This window comes from Caballeronia sp. HLA56 (assembly GCF_054655155.1).
In genome coordinates this window covers 1,782,605-1,805,606 of the sequence record NZ_BAAHOB010000005.1, presented here as the reverse complement: position 1 = coordinate 1,805,606, position 23,002 = coordinate 1,782,605, and the positions used below count along the sequence as shown (strand labels likewise).

At 61.9% G+C, this 23,002-nt stretch carries 21 protein-coding genes; 1 reads left to right on the top strand and 20 read right to left on the bottom strand.

Annotated elements, in window-relative coordinates:
• Positions 1-132: 132 nt before the first annotated feature.
• From ACYQ47_RS27990 to ndk, 16 genes are all read right to left on the bottom strand, one after another.
• A complete protein-coding gene (locus ACYQ47_RS27990) occupies positions 133-693 on the bottom strand; it encodes a phosphoribosyltransferase (RefSeq protein WP_244825326.1) in 561 nt (186 codons plus the stop codon).
• 104 nt (positions 694-797) lie between these two features.
• Complete coding sequence (locus ACYQ47_RS27985; protein ID WP_250492305.1) at positions 798-2,144, bottom strand: adenylosuccinate synthase; 1,347 nt, start codon at positions 2,142-2,144, stop codon at positions 798-800.
• Positions 2,145-2,287: 143 nt separating this feature from the next.
• Positions 2,288-3,439, bottom strand: coding sequence for an ATP phosphoribosyltransferase regulatory subunit (locus ACYQ47_RS27980; RefSeq protein ID WP_250464955.1), 1,152 nt, complete (start codon positions 3,437-3,439; stop codon positions 2,288-2,290).
• A gap of 97 nt (positions 3,440-3,536) precedes the next feature.
• On the bottom strand, positions 3,537-3,722 hold the full coding sequence (locus ACYQ47_RS27975; protein ID WP_244825329.1) for a DUF2065 domain-containing protein: 186 nt from the start codon (positions 3,720-3,722) through the stop codon (positions 3,537-3,539).
• A 54-nt stretch (positions 3,723-3,776) separates the two neighbouring features.
• Positions 3,777-4,682 (bottom strand): protease modulator HflC, encoded by a 906-nt coding sequence (hflC, locus tag ACYQ47_RS27970; RefSeq protein ID WP_459907970.1) that lies wholly within the window; start codon positions 4,680-4,682, stop codon positions 3,777-3,779.
• A 13-nt stretch (positions 4,683-4,695) separates the two neighbouring features.
• Positions 4,696-6,117 (bottom strand): FtsH protease activity modulator HflK, encoded by a 1,422-nt coding sequence (gene hflK / locus ACYQ47_RS27965; protein WP_310395983.1) that lies wholly within the window; start codon positions 6,115-6,117, stop codon positions 4,696-4,698.
• A gap of 83 nt (positions 6,118-6,200) precedes the next feature.
• On the bottom strand, positions 6,201-7,466 hold the full coding sequence (gene hflX, locus ACYQ47_RS27960; RefSeq protein WP_244825332.1) for a GTPase HflX: 1,266 nt from the start codon (positions 7,464-7,466) through the stop codon (positions 6,201-6,203).
• A gap of 83 nt (positions 7,467-7,549) precedes the next feature.
• Positions 7,550-7,786: an RNA chaperone Hfq gene (gene hfq, locus ACYQ47_RS27955; protein WP_006999489.1), complete on the bottom strand. Its 237-nt coding sequence runs from the start codon at positions 7,784-7,786 to the stop codon at positions 7,550-7,552.
• Between the two features lie 149 nt (positions 7,787-7,935).
• Complete coding sequence (gene der, locus ACYQ47_RS27950; RefSeq protein ID WP_244825333.1) at positions 7,936-9,276, bottom strand: ribosome biogenesis GTPase Der; 1,341 nt, start codon at positions 9,274-9,276, stop codon at positions 7,936-7,938.
• Between the two features lie 390 nt (positions 9,277-9,666).
• Positions 9,667-10,812 carry an outer membrane protein assembly factor BamB gene (gene bamB, locus ACYQ47_RS27945; RefSeq protein ID WP_459907966.1) on the bottom strand — a complete coding sequence of 382 codons (1,146 nt, stop codon included), beginning with the start codon at positions 10,810-10,812 and terminating at the stop codon, positions 9,667-9,669.
• 128 nt (positions 10,813-10,940) lie between these two features.
• The gene (locus ACYQ47_RS27940) at positions 10,941-11,570 is read right to left on the bottom strand and encodes a tetratricopeptide repeat protein (protein WP_244825335.1); all 630 of its coding nucleotides are present in this window, start codon (positions 11,568-11,570) and stop codon (positions 10,941-10,943) included.
• A gap of 111 nt (positions 11,571-11,681) precedes the next feature.
• Entirely contained in the window at positions 11,682-13,022 is a 1,341-nt protein-coding gene (gene hisS / locus ACYQ47_RS27935; RefSeq protein ID WP_250464961.1) for a histidine--tRNA ligase, read from the bottom strand.
• A gap of 6 nt (positions 13,023-13,028) precedes the next feature.
• Positions 13,029-14,357, bottom strand: coding sequence for a flavodoxin-dependent (E)-4-hydroxy-3-methylbut-2-enyl-diphosphate synthase (gene ispG / locus ACYQ47_RS27930; RefSeq protein ID WP_244825337.1), 1,329 nt, complete (start codon positions 14,355-14,357; stop codon positions 13,029-13,031).
• Positions 14,358-14,507: 150 nt separating this feature from the next.
• Positions 14,508-15,596, bottom strand: a complete 1,089-nt coding sequence (locus tag ACYQ47_RS27925; protein WP_309963586.1) for a helix-turn-helix domain-containing protein — start codon at positions 15,594-15,596, stop codon at positions 14,508-14,510.
• A 187-nt stretch (positions 15,597-15,783) separates the two neighbouring features.
• On the bottom strand, positions 15,784-16,926 hold the full coding sequence (rlmN, locus tag ACYQ47_RS27920; RefSeq protein ID WP_459907962.1) for a dual-specificity RNA methyltransferase RlmN: 1,143 nt from the start codon (positions 16,924-16,926) through the stop codon (positions 15,784-15,786).
• A gap of 163 nt (positions 16,927-17,089) precedes the next feature.
• Positions 17,090-17,515: a nucleoside-diphosphate kinase gene (gene ndk, locus ACYQ47_RS27915; protein WP_244825340.1), complete on the bottom strand. Its 426-nt coding sequence runs from the start codon at positions 17,513-17,515 to the stop codon at positions 17,090-17,092.
• 356 nt (positions 17,516-17,871) lie between these two features.
• Between ndk and ACYQ47_RS27910 the strand changes: the two genes are divergently transcribed.
• Complete coding sequence (locus ACYQ47_RS27910; RefSeq protein WP_250492297.1) at positions 17,872-18,570, top strand: Bax inhibitor-1/YccA family protein; 699 nt, start codon at positions 17,872-17,874, stop codon at positions 18,568-18,570.
• A gap of 70 nt (positions 18,571-18,640) precedes the next feature.
• On the opposite strand, the gene rlmD is transcribed toward ACYQ47_RS27910, so the two are convergent.
• The 4 genes from rlmD to ACYQ47_RS27890 all read right to left on the bottom strand — a co-directional run bounded on the left by rlmD (position 18,641) and on the right by ACYQ47_RS27890 (position 22,997).
• Positions 18,641-20,059 carry a 23S rRNA (uracil(1939)-C(5))-methyltransferase RlmD gene (gene rlmD, locus ACYQ47_RS27905; protein WP_459907959.1) on the bottom strand — a complete coding sequence of 473 codons (1,419 nt, stop codon included), beginning with the start codon at positions 20,057-20,059 and terminating at the stop codon, positions 18,641-18,643.
• A 65-nt stretch (positions 20,060-20,124) separates the two neighbouring features.
• On the bottom strand, positions 20,125-20,901 hold the full coding sequence (locus tag ACYQ47_RS27900; protein ID WP_250464970.1) for a 3'-5' exonuclease: 777 nt from the start codon (positions 20,899-20,901) through the stop codon (positions 20,125-20,127).
• 45 nt (positions 20,902-20,946) lie between these two features.
• A complete protein-coding gene (rpoS, locus tag ACYQ47_RS27895) occupies positions 20,947-22,044 on the bottom strand; it encodes an RNA polymerase sigma factor RpoS (protein ID WP_250464972.1) in 1,098 nt (365 codons plus the stop codon).
• Positions 22,045-22,055: 11 nt separating this feature from the next.
• The gene (locus ACYQ47_RS27890; RefSeq protein WP_244825345.1) at positions 22,056-22,997 is read right to left on the bottom strand and encodes a peptidoglycan DD-metalloendopeptidase family protein; all 942 of its coding nucleotides are present in this window, start codon (positions 22,995-22,997) and stop codon (positions 22,056-22,058) included.
• Positions 22,998-23,002: the final 5 nt, after the last annotated feature.

The window sequence follows — 23,002 nt, the reverse complement described above, 5'->3', positions numbered from 1 at the left end:
CGATTCAGGGCGCTTGGCTGCATCTGTGAAATTAGGTGACCCAAAGCAAAAACGCCGTTGCGCCCGGGATGAAGCGGGACGAACGGCGTCTTGCCCGTTATCGGGCAGCAAGAACGAGGCGACGAGTGGCGCTCACTCGCGGCTGTTCTGCAGGCCCCGCTTGATCCAGGCGCCGAGATTGTGCGGCCGTACCGTGTCCCACTCCTCGAACGGTTGATGAATCCACGGATTGGTTTCGAGAAACTGCACGTGATAGTCGGGCGTAACCTTCGAGCACGCCTTGTACCAGAGCACGGCCGAGCGCACCGCCGTAATGGCCGGATAGCGCTCCTTCAGATGCTCCTGCACGCGCGCGAGCGTAACGCCTGAGTCGACCAGATCGTCCACCAGCAAGACGTTGCCGGACAACTCGCCGCGCGTCATGGTGATGTACTGCGCGATGTCGAGATCGCCCTGCTCCGTGCCCGCGGCTTCGCGATACGAACTCGTTGCGAGAATGGCGAGCGGCAAGTCGTAAATGCGCGAAAGTTGGTCGCCGACGCGCAGCCCGCCGCGCGCCAGACACAGGATCTTGTCGAACTTCCAGCCTGAGTCGTGTACTTTGAGCGCGAGGACTTCGATCAACCGGTGATATTCATCCCAGTTGACCCAAAGATTTTTGTCGTCGTTGCGCGGGTCCGTCATCGCGATCATGGTAAGACTCTTTCAAATACGTACTACGGGTTATATATGAAATGTGGCCGCAAGGTAGCGGCCACATTCTTTACAGCGTCCGGCTCAGGTTGAAACGCTCGCGCTCAGACCTTGAACGGATGACGCAAGAGGATGGTTTCATCGCGGTCCGGTCCGGTCGACACCATGTCGATGGGCACGCCGGCAACTTCCTGCACGCGCACGAGATAAGCACGCGCGTTCTCGGGCAGACTGTCCCATTGCGTAATGCCGATGGTGCTTTCCTTCCAGCCGCCGAAGGTCTCGTAGACCGGTTCGCAACGCGCCACTTCCGAGGCGCCGCGCGGCAGGATATCGACCTCTTTGCCGTCGAGTTTATAGCCTACGCACAGCTTCACTTCTTCGAGACCGTCGAGCACGTCGAGCTTGGTGATGCACAGCCCCGAAATACCGTTGATCTGAATGGAGCGGCGCAGCGCGGCGGCGTCGAGCCAGCCCGTGCGACGCGGACGACCCGTGACCGAACCGAATTCCTTGCCGACGGTCGCCAGGTTCAAGCCCACCTGGTCCTGACGTTGCGCGTTGTCGGCATCGTACAGTTCGCTCGGAAACGGGCCCGAACCGACGCGCGTGCAATACGCCTTGGTGATGCCGAGAATGTAGTTGAGCCGTTGCGGACCGATACCCGCGCCCGAAGTCGCCGCACCCGCGACGCAGTTGCTCGACGTGACGAACGGGTAAGTGCCGTGATCGACATCGAGCAGCGTGCCTTGCGCACCTTCGAACAACAGATTGCGGCCAGCGTGGTTTTCGTCGTACAGACGGCGCGAGACGTCCGTAACCATGGGTTCGAGACGCGGCGCGTAACCGAGCATGGTGTCGAGCGTTTGCTGGTAGTCCACTTCGGCCGCGCCCAGGTACTTGCTCAGCACGAAGTTGTGGAAGTCCAACACTTCGCGCAGACGTTCGGAAAACACCGGCACGTCGAAGAGGTCCTGCACGCGCAGCCCGCGACGGCCGACCTTGTCTTCGTATGCCGGACCGATACCGCGCCCCGTGGTGCCGATCTTGCCCGCGCCGCGACGCGCTTCGCGCGCCTGATCGATCGCGACGTGATATGGAAGAATGAGCGTGGCGGCTTCGGAAATGAACAGGCGTTTCTGAACGTCGATGCCCGCGGCTTCGAGCTCGTCGATTTCCTTGAACAAAGCTTCCGGAGACAACACGACGCCATTGCCGATATAGCAGGCCGTGCCCGCGCGCATGATGCCCGAAGGGATGAGGCGCAGAATGGTTTTCTTGCCGCCGATGATGAGCGTGTGGCCGGCGTTATGACCGCCCTGGAAGCGCACGACGCCCTGGGCGTGGTCCGTCAGCCAGTCGACGATCTTGCCCTTGCCCTCATCACCCCACTGGGTGCCCACCACGACGACGTTGCGCCCCGGGTTCACATTCACTGCACTGGCAGACATGTTGATTCGTTAGCTGGTTAAAAACGTATTTTACCTATGTTCGCCACAGGTTCCGAATTTTTCGGGATACGTCGGGGTTAGGAAATCGGCATCCATTCGTATGACGCGCGGCTCACTTCATGCGCCGCGCTTAGGCGCCGCGTTCAGGCGCGCGCTTCGACGATCCATTGGCCGTCGCGCTCGATGAGTACGCGGTCGAAGGCGAATTCGTCGAGATCGTGCTCGTGGCCCGGCAGCGCCTGAATGACCACTTCGCCGGCATCGCGCAATGCGGCGACGGCGGCGCGTAGCGTGTCTTCGTGCTTCCACGGTGCAAGGATCGCGCTGCCGCGGGCATCGACGGGAGAAATACGCGCGACTTCACGCAGGTCCAGCGAAAAGCCCGTTGCCGGGCGCGCACGTCCGTAGGCGAGCCCGACATCGTCGTAGCGGCCGCCATGCGCAACCGCGTTGGGCACGCCGTCGACATAGGCGGAGAACATCACGCCGCTGTGATACGCGTAGCCGCGCAAATCGGCGAGATCGATCATGAGTTCGGCCCCGTCGACCTGGCTTGCGAGAAACGCGAGATCGTCGAGCGCACGCGCGATGACCGGCAGATTCGGCAGACGGCCGCGCGCGGTTTCGAGCACCGAGGCGTCGCCGTAGAGCGTAGGCAGCGCGCGCAACGCTTCGCGCGGCACCTGGCCGAGATGCGCCGTGAGTTCGTTGATACGCGGCACGTCCTTGCTCGCGAGCGCCTCATAGAGCGCTTCGCCAAGCGATGCAGCCGCCGGTTCCAGTTCCAGCAACGCGGCGAGCACGCCCGCGTGGCACAGATCAAGACGCACTTTCGTGAGACCCGCGAGATGCAGCGAATCGAGCATCAGTTGCTGGATTTCGAGGTCCGCTTCGAGCCCCGCGTGACCGTAGATTTCCGCGCCGATCTGAATCTGCTCGCGCGTCGCGTGCAGGCCGCGCGGACGCGTGTGCAGCACGTTGCCCGCATAGCACAGACGCGTCACGCCATGCCGGTTCAGGAGATGCGCGTCGATGCGCGAGACCTGCGGCGTGATGTCCGCGCGCAAGCCGAGCGTGCGCCCGGACATCTGATCGACGAGTTTGAAGGTGCGCAGGTTCAGATCGCTGCCGCCGCTCGTCAGAAGCGATTCGAGATATTCGAGCATCGGCGGCATCACGAGCTCGTAACCGTACGAACGGAAACGATCGAGCAGACGGCGTCGCAACTCTTCGATCTTGCGGGCTTCCGACGGCAAGACGTCGGCGATATTCTCGGGAAGTAACCAGGTGGACATCGATACGTTTCCTACGGGGCGCGCGGCGCGGCGTGACGCGGCGCGCTTTGACGAACGGATTTAAACAAGATAGGCCAATTGGCGCATCACGGTGTGCTCACGTTGCGATGAGCAGCAGGATGAGCCCGAGCACCATCGCAATCAGTCCGCCGATGCGGATGTGATGCGTCGGGCGTTCCGCGATGCGGCGAAAGGTATCGCGCCACGCGGTCGGAAAAACGAAGGGAAACATTCCTTCGATGATCAGCATCAACGCAAGTGCGAGCAGTAACGTCTCGGCCATGTTCCAAGGGAGAAAGGCGAAAGCGCGAACGGATCGCGCTTTCGCGGGGCACGATCAGCGCTTGGCCGTGGCAGCCGCGGAAGAAACATCCGCGCTGCCGCCGTTCGGGCCGCGCATGAAGCGGAAGAAATCGCTGCTCGGGTCGACCACCATCACGTCGCCTGGCTTGAAGGTCTTCTTATACGCTTCGAGGCTCTGATAGAACTGGTAGAACTGCGGATCGCGTCCGTAGGCGTCCGCCGCTATGGCTGCCGCCTTGCTGTCTCCTTCGCCCTTGATGGACTGTGCCTGACTGTATGCATCGGCGAGAATCGCCTGTTGTTCGCGCTGGGCGTCCGCCTTGATCTTGTCGGCGTCCGCCGTGCCCTTCGCGCGCTCGATGGCGGCGGCCTGCTGACGCGCCGCGATCATGCGTTTGTAGACCGAGTCGGCTACCACGGACGGAAAGTCGATACGCGTCATCTGCAGATCCACGAGCTGCACGCCGAAGGCCGCCGCCGCGTCTTCCACCGACTTCTGCGCTTCGCTTGCGAGCGTTTGCTGGCTGCCGAGCGCGTCCGTGAGCGAACGCTTCGCGAACGCACTGGCGAGCGACGTGCGCGCGAGCCCGACGATGCGCTCCTGCGCGGTCTGCGTGTTCTTCTCGTTGCTCTCGAACAGTTTGAGCGGATCGGCCACGCGATACTTGATGACGGTATTCACCAGCACGTCGTTCTTGTCCGACGTGGCGAAGCGGTCCGCGCCCGCTTCGTCGATGGTGAGCGTGCGGGTATCGACGAGCGTGAGCGTCTGGAACGGCGCGGGCAGCTTGAAATGCAGGCCCGGGCCGTCGAGTTTCGGTTCGCCGTCACCGTGGGAAGCCACGACGGCAGCATGCCGTTCGTCGACCGTGAAGATCATCGATGAACCGATGAACAGCACGATCACGACAACGACCACAAGCGCAATGATTCGATTCATGTTCTCGCGCTCCTTATTGCAGGTCGTCTTGACGATTGCGCGAGCGGAAAGCATCGCGGGAGCGCAGCGGGTCGCTTGCACTGCTTGCGGCACTGGCCGCGCTGGCCGCACTGGCTGCAGTCGTCGCGCTGGCCGCGCCGTTGATCGCTCCGTTGGCCGGCGCGCTCAACACGGCCGGCGACGACGCCACGCCCGGCGCACGCGCCTGTGCGCCATCGCCAGCGGGCGCGCTTGCGGCTGCGGCGGCACTGGCGGCATCGGCTTCTTTCACCTGCTGACGATTCGCCTCGACGAGCTTGTCCAGCGGCAGGTACACCACGTTATTGCCTGCCTTGCTGTCAACGAAGACCTTCGTGGTACGCGAATAGATTTGCTGCATCGTGTCCAGGTACATGCGTTGACGAATGACTGCGGGCGCTTTCGAGTATTGCTCGTAGACCTGCTTGAAGCGCTCGGCGTCGCCCTGTGCTTCGGTGACCTGGCGATTGCCGTAGGCCGTGGCTTCGTCGACGAGACGCGCCGCGTCGGCTTTCGCACGCGGCAGCAGCTGATCGGCATAGGCTTGCGCGGTGTCGCGAGCGCGCTCGTTGTCCTGACGCACGCGCGAAGCTTCCTCGAATGCCGCCTGCACTTGCGTCGGCACCTGCACGCTTTGCACGGTCACGCCCGTCACCTGCAAACCGGTGCGGTAGAGATCGAGCGAGCGCTGGATGGATTCGGTCAGACGCGCGCGCAACGCCTCGCGATCCTTGTAGAGCATGTCGTCCGTGCTGATGGACCCGGCGATCTCGCGAACTGCCGCCTGCGACGCCTGCGTGACGCTCTGGTCGGGATCGAGATTGCGGAACAGGAAGTCGGTCGGCGACTTGATCTGATATTGCACGGCGAAGCGCACGTCGACGATATCGGCGTCGTTCGTCAGAACCGAGGCATCGCGCACGTTGCCTTGCGCGAGCGCGGTGCCGCGACCCACTTCGACCGAGCGGACCTGCGAGATGTCGACGATATCGTGCGACTGAAACGGATACGGCAGGCGCCAGTGAATGCCTTGCGCCACCGTTTGCCGATATTTGCCGAACTGCGATACCACGCCGACATGACCGTCCTGTACGACAAACACGCCGCTGCCGAGATAGATGGCGATCAGCACGCCAATGACGATGCCAAGCCCGATGCGCGTGCCGCGGCCATTCTCGCGCGGCGCACCGCCGTTGGGCTTGCGCCCGAACAGACCGGCGATGCGACGGTTGAAGTCGCGCCACATCTCGTCGAGATCGGGCGGGCCTTCGTCCTTGCCGTTCGGGCGCTTGCCGTCTTGCGGACGCTTCGAGTCGTTCTTCACGCCGTTGCCTTCGCCCCGCCCCCAGCGCGGATCGTTGATCGAAAAGGCGGCATGCATGCGCTGCCTGTTAGTCCGCTCGTTGTAGTCGTTCACTCGGTGATTCACCATTAGACAGCCGGGGGTAGACATCCAGACAGATAAGCCCGGGCGATGCAATCCGGAGTTCCGCGAGCCGATCAGTGACCGTGCTCGGAAACCTTGTGGTCACGTTGTTCGGTCAGCCGGTGGTCTTCCGGCTGCGCGTTCGTGTCGTGTGTTTCGTTTGACCCGGACAGCGGGGATTGCGTTGCATCGGACTCGAGTTGCGGCGCTTCGATTTCAGCGAGCACGCTTGGTAAGGCCTCTTCGCTTTCGTCCGTTTCCGCAGCAGCGATTTCGGCGATGGCAGCGCGCAGCGCATCGAGCCCCTGGCCCGAGCGTGCACTCAAAAAGACGCGCGAAATATTACCATACTCGTCCCTTTCAACCGCTTCGCCACGGGCCGCCAGCTCAGGCACCGCGTCGATCTTGTTGAAGACGAGAACCTGCCGGATGGAATCCGCGCCGATGCCGCGCAATACCTCGTTCACCTGATCGATCTGATCGAGGCGCACGGCGCTCGATGCATCAACCACATGCAGCAGCAAGTCTGCGTGGATGGTTTCCTCGAGCGTGGCGCGAAACGCCGCGACGAGCTGGTGAGGCAATTCGCGGATGAACCCGACCGTGTCCGATACCACCACGTGCCCCGCTTCCTCGCCGAGATAGACGCGACGCGAGGTTGTGTCGAGCGTGGCGAAAAGCTGGTCGGCGGCGTACGCCTGCGCCTTCGTGAGCGCATTGAACAGCGTGGACTTGCCCGCATTCGTGTAGCCGACGAGGGAGACCGACATCGTGCGATTACGCGTGCGCTGACGACGCTGCGTACCATGCTGACGGCGCAACTTCTCGAGCCGGGTCTTGAGCGCCTTGATACGCTCACCGATCAGCCGGCGGTCCGTTTCGAGCTGCGTTTCGCCCGGACCGCGCAAGCCAATACCGCCCTTTTGCCGTTCCAGGTGAGTCCACGCGCGAATGAGCCGTGTCGACAGATACTGCAGCTGTGCGAGTTCGACCTGCAATTTGCCTTCGTGGCTGCGGGCGCGCTGCGCAAAGATGTCGAGGATGAGGCTCGTGCGGTCCACCACGCGGCGGTCGAGCGCGAGTTCGAGATTGCGCTGCTGCGCGGGCGCGAGTGCGTGATTGAAAATGACGAGTTCGACGTCGTTCGCTTCGCAAGAAAGGCGCAGTTCTTCAACCTTGCCGCTGCCAATGAACATCTTGGCGTCCGGAGCCGAACGGCGGCCGGTTAGCGTGACGGCGGGATGGGCGCCTGCACTTTGTGCGAGCAGGCTGAGTTCTTCCAGACTGGCTTCGAAATCGATCTTGCCGAAGTCGATGCCGACGAGCGCTGCATTGATCAAATTGATATTTTTCGGTTTTTGAAGCGACCGGCGAATTGTTTGTTGTTCGCTTTTTGTGAAAACAGCGCCGGTCGCGACGAGGTTTAGGACGATTCAGCGTCCGGGTGGAAATTCACCGGACGGGCCGGCACGACGGTGGAAATGGCGTGCTTATAGACCATCTGTGTGACCGTATTTCGGAGCAACACGACATACTGGTCGAACGATTCGATGTTTCCTTGAAGCTTGATGCCGTTGACCAAATAGATCGACACCGGCACGTGCTCCTTACGCAGCGCGTTCAAAAACGGGTCTTGTAACAATTGCCCTTTGTTGCTCATAGCAAACTCCGTGTTTTTTTGCAGGTTGGATGTATTGTCGGCGAAGAAAAAGAGATCCGCCGACAATCGCTACACTATAGCTGATTTTCGTTTCCGCACCAGCCTGGCCAAATGGCCGACCGGCCTGAAACGCTTGACTCACGCGGCTTTCAGCCTTTGTCCGCGTATGGGTTATGGCTTGACCGGAACTCTATGCGCAGTGGCGTCCCGACCAATCCAAAAGTTTCTCGGAAGCGCCCTTCCAGATAGCGTTTATAAGTCTCGGTAATGGCGTCGAGCGCATTGCCGTGCACCACGATGATCGGCGGATTTTGTCCACCCTGGTGGGCATAACGCAGCTTCGGACGAACTGGACCGCGACGGCGCGGCTGCTGAAACTCCACCGCGTCGATGAGCGCGCGCGTGAGCTTCGGTGTCGGCAACTTGGCCATGGCGGCGGCGTAGGCTTCATCGACAGACTTCATCAATGGGCTGATGCCGCTCTTCTCCAGCGCCGAGACGTAGTGAAATTTAGCAAAGTCCAAAAACTTGAGCTTGCGGGTGAGATCCGCCTTCGTGCGCTCGCGCACATGCGAATCCAGACCGTCCCACTTGTTCACGCCGACCACGAGCGCGCGGCCCTGTTCGACCACGAAGCCCGCGATGTGCGCGTCCTGATCCGAGATGTCCTGCTGGGCGTCGAGCAAAAGGATCACGACGTTGGCATCGGAAATGGACTGCAAGGTCTTCACCACCGAAAACTTCTCGATGGCCTCGAACACCTTGCCGCGACGACGCAAGCCCGCCGTGTCGATAAGCGTGTATTTGCGGCCTTGTCGCTCGAAATCAATATAAATCGAATCGCGCGTGGTGCCGGGCATGTCGAACGCGATTACGCGCTCCTCGCCGAGCAATGCGTTCACGAGCGTCGACTTGCCAACGTTCGGACGTCCGACGATGGCAATCTTCACGCCGTGCTGCGCCTTCTCTTCTTCGCTCTCCTCGGGCTGACCGGCATAAGCGATGTCGAGCGCGTCGTTGATCATCTCGGTGACGCCGTCGCCGTGCGCAGCCGAGATCGCGCGCGGATCGCCGAGACCAAGTTCGTAGAAGTCGGACGCGACGGCCGAATACTTCATGCCCTCGGCCTTGTTCACGACGAGAAAAAGCGGTCGGCCGGTCTTGCGCAGATAGTCGGCAATCGCCTTGTCTTGCGGCGCGAGCCCGTTGCGTCCATCGACGATGAACACGACGATGTCTGCCTCTTCCACCGCCTGACGTGTCTGCCGGGCCATTGCGTGCAGGATGCCGTCTTTCGCGACCGGCTCGAAGCCGCCCGTATCCACGACGAGATACGGCCGCTCGCCGCCCACGCGGCCTTCACCGTAATGGCGGTCGCGGGTGAGGCCGGGCAGATCGGCGACGAGTGCATCGCGCGAACGCGTCAGCCGGTTGAATAAGGTGGATTTCCCCACATTGGGGCGCCCGACGAGGGCAATCACGGGTTTCATCAGATGTTGTTCAAGGTTGAACGCAAGACGGCACACGAGGCGTGCGAACGAGACCTCTCGTTCCGCTCATGCCGCGCCACGGCTGCGCTTGTCGAAAATTAGCATGGATTCGGCTTGCGGCACGCGCGACGCGTCACGGCGTCAGTGTGTCAAGCCTGCGGCGCTGGGACGCCGCTGCGCCTCGTCAGAGGCAGTTTTGGCGCGCCGCCTTCGCGCGACGCGCTTTGATTCTTGCAGCCCACCGCGCGTTTTGCGTTCCGCTGGCAGGCTCTCGGGAGTGCGCGCGATTGCCGCGCCTCCTGCTTTCTCTTGCGGCCCGGTTCTGGCCGGACCTGCCGCGCGATCGGCTTCGAGCGCGCAATACCGCTCGATCAGACGATCACGCGCGTGTTAGTTGCTGGGACGAAAGCCGTAGATGCCGCCGTCGTGCGTCAGGACCACGAGCGTGTTGCCGGCGAGCACGGGCGGCGCGGTGATCGCGCTGCCGTCGGTCTTGGCGCGGCCGACGAGTTCGCCGTTATCCGCGCTCAGGAAGTGGACGTAACCTTCGAGGTCGCCAACAACGACCGCGCGACCGAGAATATACGGCACGCTGACCTGGCGGTTCTTCAGCTTGTCCGTTTTCCAGAGCTGCGAGCCGTCCGAGGTGCGGAACGCATTTACGACCGACCAGTCGTCGCCGGCTGCGACCAAGTCGGAATCCTGCGCAAGACCGCTGTCGGACGAGAAGCTCTTTTCCCAGTCCGGACGGCCGGAATTTGCATTGAAGCAGCCGATGCGGCCCTGGAACGTCACCGCGCAGCTCTGCGCGCCGACGAGTCCCGGTGCGCCGGTCACGTCGTTGATACGCTCGACTTCGGTCACGCCCTTCGGATATGAAACAGGCGTTTGCCAGAAGGCATCGCCCGTTTGCAGGTTGATTGCCGCGAACGTGCCGCCCGGGAATCCAGCAAGCACGGCCTGATTGCCGGCGAAGGTCATGCCCGCCGCGACGCGCAGATTCAGCGGCACCGCGCGCAATTGGAAGACCCACTTTTGTTCGCCGGTCTGCGCGTTGAAGGCCACGACCTTGCCGTCGATGGTACGCACGATCACGAGATCATTGCCGACGAGCGGCGGAGAGATCAGTTCGCCCGGCGCGACTGCCGTCCACAACTGCTTGCCGTCCGGTCCGAGCACGTAGACCGAACCCTTCAGACCGCCGACCGCAGTCAGATTGCCGTCGCTGCCGACGCCCGCCGACAGATCGTCCTTGAGCTTGATGCGCCAGACATCCTGACCCGTTTTCGCGTCGATCTTCACGACCGAGCCGTTCTCGCCTGCGGCAAAAATTGCGTCGCCCACGGCAACCGGCGCGAACAGATAGCGGCCTGCCTTGCCGACGCTCGCCTTCCACGCCTGGGAGACGTTGAGCACCGGCTTGAACTCGACGAGCGGTGTCGGCACGCGGCGTTCATCCTTGGTGGATGAGCAAGCCGCGAGCAAGGCGGTCATCGCGCAGGCAAACGGCACGGCGTAGCGTTTCAAAAAAGTCATCGGTGGACGCAACATGAATTATCGGATTCGGTTGATCGGCGCCCGGCCGCGCCTTCGCCTTCAAGGCGTTGCGCGGCCGGGCGGCCTGATTGTTATATGGCTCGGTCGATTGCGGCGGCGCGCGCTGATCAGCCGCCGAGCGCGTCGAGCTTGAACTGGACCAGTTGCCGCGCGGAGGTATCGTTCGCGGGCAGCGCGCCGAGCGCCAGCTTGTAGGATGCGCGGGCGTCGTCGCGCTTGCCTTGCGCCGCAAGCAGATCGCCGCGACGGTCCGCGATCACACCCTTGTAGGCGTCGAGCGGCGCATCCGCGAGCAGCTTCAGACCCGCGTCGTAATTTTTCTCGTCGAGGAGCACCAGCGCGAGGCGCAGCTTCGCGACTTGCTTGTACTCGTCGTCCTTCGCGTGATCGATGGCCCATTGCAGTTGCGCTTTCGTGCCGGCGGTATCGCCCGCCGTGTATAGCGACTTGGCCGCGGTGAGCGCGCTCATCTGAGCGTAGGCCGTGCTGCCGAACTTGTCTTCCATGTCCGTCGCAATACGGCTCACCATTTTCTGATCATTGCCGGTAACGGCCTGCTGAAGCTGGTCGTACAGCACGGAAGCCTCGGCCGCCTGATGACGCTGCCAGTAATTCCAGCCGTTGTATCCGGCTGCGATTAAAAGCGCCACGAGGATGATCCACGTCGTGGAATTACCCCACTTGGCCCACCAGGCTTTCAAACTTTCCAGTGATTCTTCTTCGTCGTGATAGCTCATCGTCCAGCTATTCCTTCCTGCGTTTCATTGCACTTCGAGTGCCGTGCGCGATGCCGGACAGTTCACTCATCCAGCGCGATGCCCACGGCCATTGCCCGCGTGTCGGGCCGCCTAGTCTTCGGCGGATGCCACCATCGCATTGATTAGGTATTCGGTCAAGTCTTCCGCCGGAACGTTGACCTGCTCGTTCTTTTGCGCGTCCGACGTTTCGGCGCCCGCGCGGCGCAGCGGCTTTACGCCGATCGTGCCCTGCGCGAGTTCGTCTTCGCCCAGCACGACGGCAAAAGCCGCGCCGCTCGCATCGGCTTTCTTCATCTGTGACTTGAAGCTGGCAGGCGCGCCGTCCGGGCTGCAATGCAGGATCACGTCGAGGCCCGTGTCGCGCAGACGCTCCGCCACGATGAACGCCTGCTCGGCGGCAGCTTCTCCCTGATGCACTACGTAGACGTCCGTACCTTCCGCTTCCGGCACGAGATTCTCTTCCTTCAGCAACTCGAGGATACGCTCGACGCCCATCGCCCAGCCACACGCGGCCGTGGGCTTGCCGCCAAGTTGCTCGATGAGCGGGTCGTACCGGCCGCCGCCCGCCACCGTGCCTTGCGCGCCGAGCTTGTCGGTCACCCACTCGAATACGGTGAGGTTGTAATAGTCGAGACCGCGCACGAGACGCGGATTGATCTTGAACGGAATGTTGTTGGCCTTCAGCAGCCTTTGCACGCCCTCGAAATGCTTGCGCGATTCTTCGCCCAGGAAGTCGGTGAGCTTCGGCGCGTTCTGCGCGATTTCCTGCAGCGCGGGATTCTTCGTGTCGAGCACGCGCAGCGGGTTGGTGTAGAGACGGCGTTTGGCTTCTTCGTCGAGCGCGTCGACGTGCTGCTCCAGATACGCGATCAGTTCCTTGCGGTGCGCCGCGCGCTCGTCAGGCTGGCCGAGCGAATTCAGTTCCAGGCGAATGCCGGTCAACCCAAGGTCGTCCCACAGGCGCTGACACATCATGATGATTTCGGCGTCCGTGTCCGGTCCCGCGAAACCGAGTGCTTCCACGCCGACCTGATGGAACTGGCGATACCGCCCGCGCTGCGGACGCTCGTGACGGAACATCGGGCCGATGTACCACAGGCGCTTCGGACCGTCGTAAAGCAGGTTGTGTTCGATGCTCGCGCGCACCACCGCCGCCGTGTTTTCGGGCCGCATGGTGAGATGTTCGCCGTTGAGCGAATCGGTGAAGCTGTACATCTCTTTTTCGACGATATCCGTCACTTCGCCGATCCCGCGCGTGAACAACTGCGTATGCTCGATGATCGGCGTGCGGATGTTCTGATAGCCGTATGCGCGCAGCATCGACTTCACCGTGGATTCGAAGAAGTCCCACAACGCGGCGTCCTGCGGGAGGATGTCGTTCATGCCCTTGACGCCGGTCAGCTTGCCGAGCCGTTTCTTCTGTTCAGTCATCTGTCTTTAAAGTGTTGCCGCGGACGTTTCTTCGCGCTTGCCGGTTTCTTGCCCGTAGGTGCGCTCGACGTAGTCGCTGACGATTTGCTGGAATTCCTCGGCGATACGCTCGCCACGCAAGGTCTTCACCTTCACGCCGTCGATAAACACGGGCGCGGCGGGATTTTCGCCCGAACCCGGCAAACTGATGCCGATGTTCGCGTGTTTCGATTCGCCCGGCCCGTTGACGATGCAGCCCATCACCGCGACGTGCATCTTCTCGACGCCGGGAAACTGGTCGCGCCATACGGGCATGGAGTTGCGCAAATAGCTTTGGATCTGCGACGCGAGTTCTTGGAACAGCGTGCTGGTCGTGCGCCCGCAGCCGGGACATGCAATGACCATGGGCGTAAAGGAACGCAGACCCATGGTCTGGAGGATTTCCTGGCCGACGACCACTTCGCCCGTGCGCGCGCCGCCTGGCTCGGGCGTCAGCGAAATACGGATGGTGTCGCCGATGCCTTCCTGCAGCAGCAACGACAGCGCCGCCGTCGAAGCGACGATGCCCTTCGAGCCCATGCCCGCCTCGGTCAGGCCGAGATGCAGCGCGAAGCTGCAACGTTTAGCGAGTTCGCGATAAACGGCGACCAGATCCTGCACGCCGCTCACCTTGCACGACAGGATGATCTTGTCGCGACCGAGGCCGAGTTCGACCGCGCGTTCCGCCGAGCCGACCGCCGACTGGATCAGCGCTTCATACATCACACTTTGCAGTTCCCACGGCGCCGAGCGCGCGGCGTTTTCGTCCATCATGCGCGCGAGCAGGTCCTGGTCGAGACTGCCCCAGTTCACGCCGATGCGCACCGGTTTGTCGTACTTGATCGCGGCTTCGATCATCTGCGCGAATTGCGTGTCGCGCTTTGCGCCCTGTCCGACGTTGCCGGGATTGATGCGGTACTTCGACAGCGCTTCGGCGCACGCCGGATGATCGCGCAGCAGCAGATGCCCGTTGTAATGGAAGTCGCCGACGAGCGGCACGGACACGCCCATGCGGTCGAGTTGATCGCGGATGTGCGGCACTTCCGCCGCCGCTTCCGGCGTATTCACCGTGATGCGCACGAGTTCGGAACCCGCCTGCGCCAGTTCCTTGATCTGGATGGCGGTTCCGATGGCGTCGGCGGTGTCGGTGTTGGTCATCGACTGCACGCGCACCGGTGAGTCGCCGCCGATGGTGACGAGCTGACCGCCCCAGCGCACGTCCACCGCATGCGATGCACGACGCTTCGACGAGCCGCCGAACACCGGTTCGGTCGAACAGATCTTGCTGCTAATCAGGGATTGAGCTTCGGATTGCATCGAAAAACCCTTTGGCCACCAGGCGCCGCGTGCAAGCGGCGCGACGGTGCGAATATGGAACCTTGAACGGGCATCACGGCAAAAGCCGGAATGCCCATGACTTGCACGCGCGCTGAACCTCCGACTCCGACACCGCTACGCGCCGCCCGTTCAGGGCAGCGTGAAGCGCGCGACGTTGCCGCGTGCGGAAACGTATTTCTTGGCGTCGACCGGCTGATCGTCAAACGAGATGGAATCGACGCTCTTCGCGTTGCCGACGGTCACCTTGAACGGCGCTTCGCCCTGCACGCGTTGCGTGCTTCCCGCGTGGACGAGACCGGAGAAAACCTCCTTGCCGTCCTTGCCGCGCACGCTGAACCAGCTATCTTCCTTCACTTTCAATTCGACTGCGCTCGCGCCCGTGCCGGCGACGACCGGCGCGGATGCGGCAGCGCCGGCGGCCGGCGCCTGCTTGGCCGCGGCCGACGCGCTTGCGCCCTGCAACGCCGCAATGGTCGACGACGAGGCCGGCAACGCGTTCGTGCCGAGCGGACGTGGCATCGGCTGTTCGCCGGGCGCGGCGGCCACTTCGGGCAGCGAGGCGGCTTCGCCGGTGTTCGCCGCGGCGGCTTCATCAGGCGTGGAGACGACGGAAGCGGACACCGTGTCGCCCGGCGCGGCCGTGCCAGCGCCCGTGCTCGACTTGAGGCGCGCGAGCCACGCCGACGAATCGCCGCCGGTATGCCACATCACAAGCGCGGCCAGCACCACGACGACCGCCGCGATGCCCCAGAGCCACGAGCGTTTCTTGCCCGACGAACCACCGAGCGGCACCGACACGCGCTGTCGCGGCAGACCCGCACCCGCCGAAGCCGGCACCTTCAGATTTTGCCCGACCGCCGCGCCCTCGCGACGAAAAGCCTGCGTGAAAGGCGCGGGATCGGTACCGAGAACCTTGGCGTAGCTACGCACGATACCCGCTGCGAACGTGCGATCGGGCAATTGACTGATGTCGCCCGCTTCGAGCGCGAGCAGCTTGTTCGGCGAGACCTTGAGACGCGCTGAAATGTCGTCGATCGACCATGACTTCGCGTGACGAAGCTGCGCGAGCCGCGCGCCGACAGCGGCAATCGAATCCAGAGGCCCCGTCTGGCTCGCGTTCGATGCCGCCCCGCCAGTGCCCGCCTGACCGTCATGCTCATTGACAGGAAGACCCCCGGTATGACTGCCAAAAGGCGTCGGGTGCTGCGGCTCACTCATCCCAATTTCCTCGCATCGATTCTTTTATATAGCGCGGCTAAGCCGGCGGATTGCATCAAAACGTGAACGATACAGCCCCGGCAATGTTGCAGACCGCTTTATAACAAAATGTTCGGCTTTGCGCGCCGGCCTGGCGCGACTTCCGTCTTTTCGGACTTGTTTTTCTTCGCTGTACGGCGGCAATGCGTCAGACCGCGCGCACCTCGATCACCTTGCCTGGCGCGCGACCCATGCGTTCCACGAGGCGCGTGCGATCCTTCACTTCGCCCGCAAGCTGCCCGCAAGCTGCGTCGATGTCGTCGCCGCGCGTCTTGCGCACGGTGGTGACGATGCCCGCGTCCATCAGAACCTGCGCGAAGCGCTTGATCTGCTCGTTCTTCGAGCGAGTCAGACCTGATTCCGGGAACGGATTGAACGGAATGAGGTTGAATTTGCACGGCACGTCGCGCGTGACGGCCAGCAGTTCGCGCGCATGGGCTTCGGTGTCGTTGACGCCGTCGAGCATGCAGTATTCGAACGTGATGAAATCGCGCGGCGCAACCTTCAGATAGCGCTGGCACGCAGCCATCAATTCACGCAGCGGATACTTCTTGTTGAGCGGCACCAGCATGTCACGCAGCGGGTCGTTCGGCGCGTGTAGCGACACGGCAAGCGCCACTGGCAGATCCGCGGCGAGGCGGTCCATCATGGGCACGACGCCGGAAGTGGATAGCGTCACGCGACGGCGCGACAGGCCATAGGCGTTGTCGTCGAGCATCAGACGCATGGCGGGCACGACGGCGTCGTAATTCAGCATGGGCTCGCCCATGCCCATCATCACGACATTGGTGATGACGCGCTCGCCCTTTCCCGGGCCGCCGACTTCGCGCCCGAGCGACTTGCGCAGCGCGAATTCAGCCATGCGCAACTGCCCGATGATCTCGCCAGTGGTCAGATTGCGGGAGAATCCCTGCTTGCCCGTGGAACAAAACCGGCAGTTCACCGCGCAGCCTGCCTGCGAGGACACGCACAACGTGCCGCGCGTTTCCTCGGGAATGAACACGGTTTCGACAGCGTTACCGTTGCCTACGTCGATCAGCCACTTGCGCGTGCCGTCGGTGGAAACGTGATCGCGAGAGATTTCGGGCATCGCCAAACTGGCGCGACCCTTGAGTTTTTCACGCAGCGATTTCGCGAGGTCCGTCATGCCGTCGAAGTCGTCGACGCCATATTGGTGGATCCAGCGCTGCAATTGCTTGGCGCGAAACGGCTTTTCGCCCAGGCTGCCGCAATAAGCGACGAGCCCGGCGGCGTCGAGATCGAGAAGATTGACGGTGCTGCTGTTCGTCATGTCGAGTCCTGCCATTTCAGATTGCGAAGCTCGGGAGCTTTTGCCCGAGACCGTTCGCGCCAATTCCTGCATGTTCCAGCTTTTCAAGCGATGCCGGCGCGACAGCCGCATGATCCGGCGCACTGCCTCGAGGCACGGACCGATGCGGCAACCAACGCGCGACTTAGCGCGAGTAGACGTTCACTTGCGGGAAGAAGAACGCGATTTCCTGCGCTGCCGTTTCCGGAGCGTCGGAACCGTGCACGGCGTTTGCATCGATGCTGTCCGCGAAATCAGCGCGGATCGTGCCCTTGTCTGCCTTCTTCGGATCGGTCGCGCCCATCAGGTCGCGGTTCTTGATGATCGCGCCTTCGCCTTCCAGCACTTGAATCTGCACCGGACCGGAGATCATGAATTCCACGAGGTCCTTGAAGAACGGGCGTGCAGCGTGCACTGCGTAGAACTTTTCCGCGTCCGCGCGCGACAGATGCACCATGCGCGAAGCAATAATCTTGAGTCCAGCACTCTCGAAACGGCTGTAGATTTGGCCGATAACATTCTTTGCCACTGCGTCCGGCTTGATAATCGACAGGGTGCGCTCGATTGCCATGAAAAACTCCAAAAAATTAACGGTTTACGGATTAAAAGGAATCGACAATTGTAGCATGAAGCAGGGTATGATTGCGATTGAAACCTTACGGCGCCGTAAGGGTCGAACCGTCATACGTCAGCGTGCCTCAAGCGTGTATCGCGCCGAGAAACGTCGGCGCCATTGATTTCGGACCGTGCGGCAGTCATATTGGAGTCGAGCCGCGCTTTGCAACCGCCTCGCGACATCAGGCACTGCACGAAACCGGAATGGCGCGGGCAACGGCCTCATAATCGCTTAAGTATTCCTACCGTATCATTCGTGTATGACGGATGTAGCGCGGGTCGACGACAGACAATTTGAAGCAAGGAGAAACCATGAACGAATCACCCTACAGTTTTGGACGCAACGGCAGCGTCACTTCGGTCGAGGTGCGCAACCGCGTGCTACGCAACACTTACTGGCTGCTGGCGCTTTCCATGGTGCCGACGGTGCTCGGCGCATGGGTCGGCGTCGCGACGGGCTTTTCCCTGTTCGCGGCCACCAGCCCGGCAATGAGCTTCATCGCGTTCATGGCGATTGCGTTCGGCTTCATGTTCGCCATCGAGAAAACGAAGAACAGCAGCATGGGCGTGGTCGTTCTGCTCGGCTTCACGTTCTTCATGGGCCTGATGCTCTCGCGTCTTTTGAGCTTCATCCTCGGTTTCTCGAACGGGCCGCAGCTCATCATGATGGCCTTTGGCGGCACGGGCGTGATTTTCGCGGCCATGGCGACCATCGCCACGGTCAGCAAGCGTGACTTTTCGGGCCTCGGCAAGTGGCTGTTCATGGGCGTGATGGTCATTCTGCTGGCTGCAGTCGCGAACATTTTCCTGCAACTGCCGGCGCTCATGCTGACGATCTCCGTGCTCGCCATCGTGATCTTCTCGGCTTACATGCTGTTCGACGTGCAGCGCGTTGTGAATGGCGGCGAGACGAACTACATCAGTGCGACGCTCGCCATCTACCTCGATCTGTACAACGTCTTCACGAATTTGCTGGCACTGCTTGGCATCTTCGGCGGCAACCGGAACTGATCGAACCGGTGCTTCAAACGAAAAACCGGCCTTCGGGCCGGTTTTTTTTGCCTTCTTAAATAAAAGCGCTTCAGTCGCGTTCGAACAATGCAATGGATTCGACGTGCGACGTATGCGGGAACATGTTGACGACGCCCGCGCCCTTCATCCGATACCCCGCCTCGTGGACGAGCAGGCCGGCGTCGCGCGCGAGCGTCGCCGGGTTGCACGACACATAAACGATGCGCTTCGGCAGCGAACCCTCGCCGCTTTGAGCGATGTCCGCAAGCGCCTTCGCCACTGCGAGCGCGCCCTCGCGCGGCGGATCGATCAGATATTTGTCGAAGTGCCCGAGCGCGCGCAGATCGTCGGCAGTCACTTCGAACAAATTGCGGCAGGCAAACGACGTATGGCCGTCCACGCCATTGGCCTGCGCGTTTTCCAGTGCGCGCGCGGTCAGCGCTTCGCTTCCTTCGATACCCACCACTTCGCGCGACACGCGCGCAAGCGGCAGCGTGAAGTTGCCGATGCCGCAAAACAAATCGAGCACGCGATCGTTCTGTTCCGGCGCGAGCAGGCTCAACGCGCGCGCCACGAGCACGCGGTTGATCTGATGGTTCACCTGCGTGAAATCAGTCGGCTTGAATGGCATGCGGATGTGAAACTCCGGCAGCGTATAAGCCAGTTCGCTCTCGAGCGGATAAAACGGATAAACCGTGTCGGGACCTTTCGGCTGCAGCCAGAATTGCACGCCGGCGTGTTCGTCGGCAAAGGCGCGCAAAAGCGCTTCGTCGGCGTCGTTGAGCGGTTCGAGAATGCGCAACACCAGCGCCGTCACGTCCGCGCCAACCGCAAGCTCGATCTGCGGCATGCGGTCACGAATCGACAAACCGGCTACCAGATGCCGCAGTGGCACGAGCATGGCGGAAACGTGCGGCGGCAGCACCTCGCAGCTCGTCATGTCGGCGACATAGCTGCTCTTGCGTTCATGAAAGCCGACGAGCACGCCGCCCTTTTTCTCAACGTGCCGCACCGTCAGGCGCGCGCGATAGCGATAACCCCACGACGGCCCGTGAATCGGCCGGAACATGGTTTCCGCGCGCAGTTTCGACAAATGCTGAAGATTGTCCTCGAGCACCCGCTGCTTCACGGCAATCTGCGCGCGCACGTCGAGATGCTGCATGGAACAACCGCCGCACGTGCCGAAGAACTGACACTTCGGCTTCGTGCGGATGACCGCCTCGCGCAACACGTTCACCACTTGCGCCTGCTCGAAACTCGGCTTCTTGCGATAGCTCGAATAGCTCACTCGTTCGCCGGGCAGCGCGCCTTCGACGAAGATCACCTTGCCCGGCTCGCCGTTCTCGTTGACCGTGCGGCCGACGCCGCGCGCGTCCATGTCGAGTGACTCGATTTCGATTTCGGGCGCGACGAATGACGGATCGGGCGTAACGGTTTTGGCCGGCGCGGCGCGGCGGCGATGCGAATTTTTTCGAGCGGCTTCAGACACCTGCGTACTTCCTGACTGACGTGTTGGCAAAGGCGAGATTGTAGACGAACGTCACGGCCTCGCACTCACCGGCCGAATGCGGCGAGATATTCGGCCCAATGCGGCGACGCTTCCAGCGCGAGCGCGTTCTTCACGAAGTTGATCTCGTCCGCGTACTCGTCCGGCGTGAGTCCGCCACGCATCATCTGAAAGCGGCAATACATAAGGTAAGTGTTGACGACATCCGTTTCGCAATAGTTGCGGATCTCGTCGATCTGACCATCGCAATAGGCGTCCCATACCTTGCCGCCGTCCATGCCCAGCTTGCCGGGAAAGCCACACAGTTTGGCGAGTGCATCGAGCGGTGCGTTGGCGCGCGCCTGATACATCGCGAGCACGTCCATCAGGTCGAGATGCCGCATGTGATAGCGGCTGATGTAGTTGTTGAACCTGAACTCGCGATCGTCCTGGCCCAAGTCCCAGTAACGCGGCGCCGCGATGCCATGCACGAGCGCACGATAATGGAGCACGGGCAGATCGAAACCGCCGCCGTTCCACGAGACGAGTTGCGGCGTGTATTTTTCGATCACGCGATAAAACGACTGGATCAGCGATGCCTCGCCATCCGTCTTCGTGCCGAGCGAGCGCACGCGAAAACCGCTGTCGTCGCGAAAGACGCAGGAGATCGCGGCAATGCGTTGCAAATGATGCGGCAAGAAGTCGTTGCCTACGCGCTCGCGGCGCGCGGCGAACGCGTGTTCGGCGACTTCGCGCGCGGACAGATCGTCGGGTAAGTCTTCGAGACGGCGAATGCCGTCGACATCGGGAATGGTCTCGATGTCGAATACGAGAATCGGTGTCATTGAATTCTGGAAACGCGGCGCTTTTTCGAACGCCGCTTTGGAGCGTTAAAGCACGGCGTCCTTGCGCACGCCGTTCGAGGCGAAGAAGCGTTTGAGCCGCACGAGCGCCTCTTGCTGGATTTGCCGTACGCGTTCGCGCGTGAGGCCCATTTCATCGGCCAGTTCTTCGAGCGTGGCGGGTTCGATATGGTTCAGCCCGAAACGCCGTTCGATCACATGCCGATGTTTGTCCGACAGACGCGAAAGCCAGAGCCGCGTGAGCGTTTCCAGTTCGCGGTGCTGAACTTCGGCATCCGGCGACTGGCTTTGATCGTCCGAAAGGAGATCGAGCAGGCTGCTGCCGGGGTCGAGGTCGAGCGGGGCATCGAGCGAAGCCGTGTGTTCGTTGAGCGCGAGGATATCGGTGACTTCCTCCGGCGTCTTGCCGGTGAGATACGCAATATCTTCGATGCTCGCGTCGCGGCGCTCGGGCGCGACGGGATCGGTGGAATTCGCCGAGTTCTTTTCCAGATGACGCTTCGCGCGCAACACTTGATTCAGTTCGCGAATCACATGCACCGGAAGGCGCACCGTGCGCGCCTGATTCATGATTGCGCGCTCGATGCTCTGGCGAATCCACCACGTGGCGTAAGTCGAAAAACGAAAACCGCGCGTGGGATCGAATTTCTCGATTGCGTGCATGAGACCGAGGTTGCCTTCCTCGATCAGATCGAGCAAAGGCACGCCGCGATTGAGATAACCCTTAGCGATACTCACCACCAGCCGCAAATTGCGCTCGATCATGACCTGGCGCGCCTCGAACTCGCCCGCCTTGGCAAGACGCGAATAACGCTGCTCTTCCTCGACGGTGAGCAGCGGCTTCACGCTGATGCGATTGAGGTAATGCTGAATGGTGTCGGCCGTCAGTTCGGCCTGCAAAAGAGAGCGAAAGTCGTCGGGTTCGGGCGCGGAATCGTTTGCGCCTTCTCCCGACTCGTCGCCACCCTTTTTACGGTTTTCGCCTTCTTCGTCGGAATCGATATCGACGTCGATGTTTTCGGCATCGTCGTCTCGGGTCGAAGCACCGTCTTCCACCGACACTTGCAACGGTCGGCTGATGGTCTCAGTCTCGGCTTGCGGCTGGCGGCGCTTCGTTTTTTGCATGATGGCTCGCTTTATTGCGGCGGCAAATACTTCAGTGGGTCAACAGGTTTTCCCTGCCGGCGAACTTCGAAATGCAACATCACACGGTCTGAATCGCTGTTGCCCATTTCGGCGATTTTTTGACCTTTGGTCACCGCGTCTCCTTCTTTTACCATCAAAGCGCGGTTGTGTGCGTACGCAGTGAGAAAAGTCGCGTCGTGCTTGATGATGATGAGATTCCCGTAGCCGCGCAAGCCATTTCCGGAGTAGACGACCCTGCCATCCGCCGATGCATTGACCGCATCTCCCGGTGCACCGCCAATGTTCAAACCTTTGTTCTTCGCGTCGTCGAATGTGCCGAGAATCGGACCACGCGCCGGCCAGATGAAAGCCGGTTGAGCCGTTGCCGCGCTGTCCACGCCCGGCGCCGGCGTGGTGCCCGCGAGCGCACCGGATGCAGCGCCCGGCGCCGCACCCATGCCCGACGACGGACCGTAGTACGGCGGCTGCGTCGTTGCACCCGACTGCGGCGTGCCATAGACGCCCGCGCCGCCGTTAAGCGGTTGCGTAGCCACCGCGCCACCCGCGATCGGTGCGGTCGACACGCCCGGCGTCGCCGCTGCCAGATTCGCACCCGGAGGCGCCACACGCACCAGTTGACCGACTTCGATCTGGTTCGGGTTCGTCAGGTTATTCCACGTTGCGATGTCGTGATAATTCTGACCGTTTTCCAATGCGATCCGATATAGGGTGTCGCCCGGTTTCACGCGAATATAGCCAGGCGGCGGCGGCTGGTTGGCAAGCGCGGCGGCATCCGTGGCGATAGGCGCGCCCGTTCTGTCGACCACCGGCGCTGAATCCATCCGCGACGCACAGGCCGCCAGCATGGACAGCGCAAGGACGCACACACCGCGCTGCGCCGCCGTCAGGCGAACGTCCGCACGCGTTTCTCGCAAAGCACGCAAGATACTCATCGGTT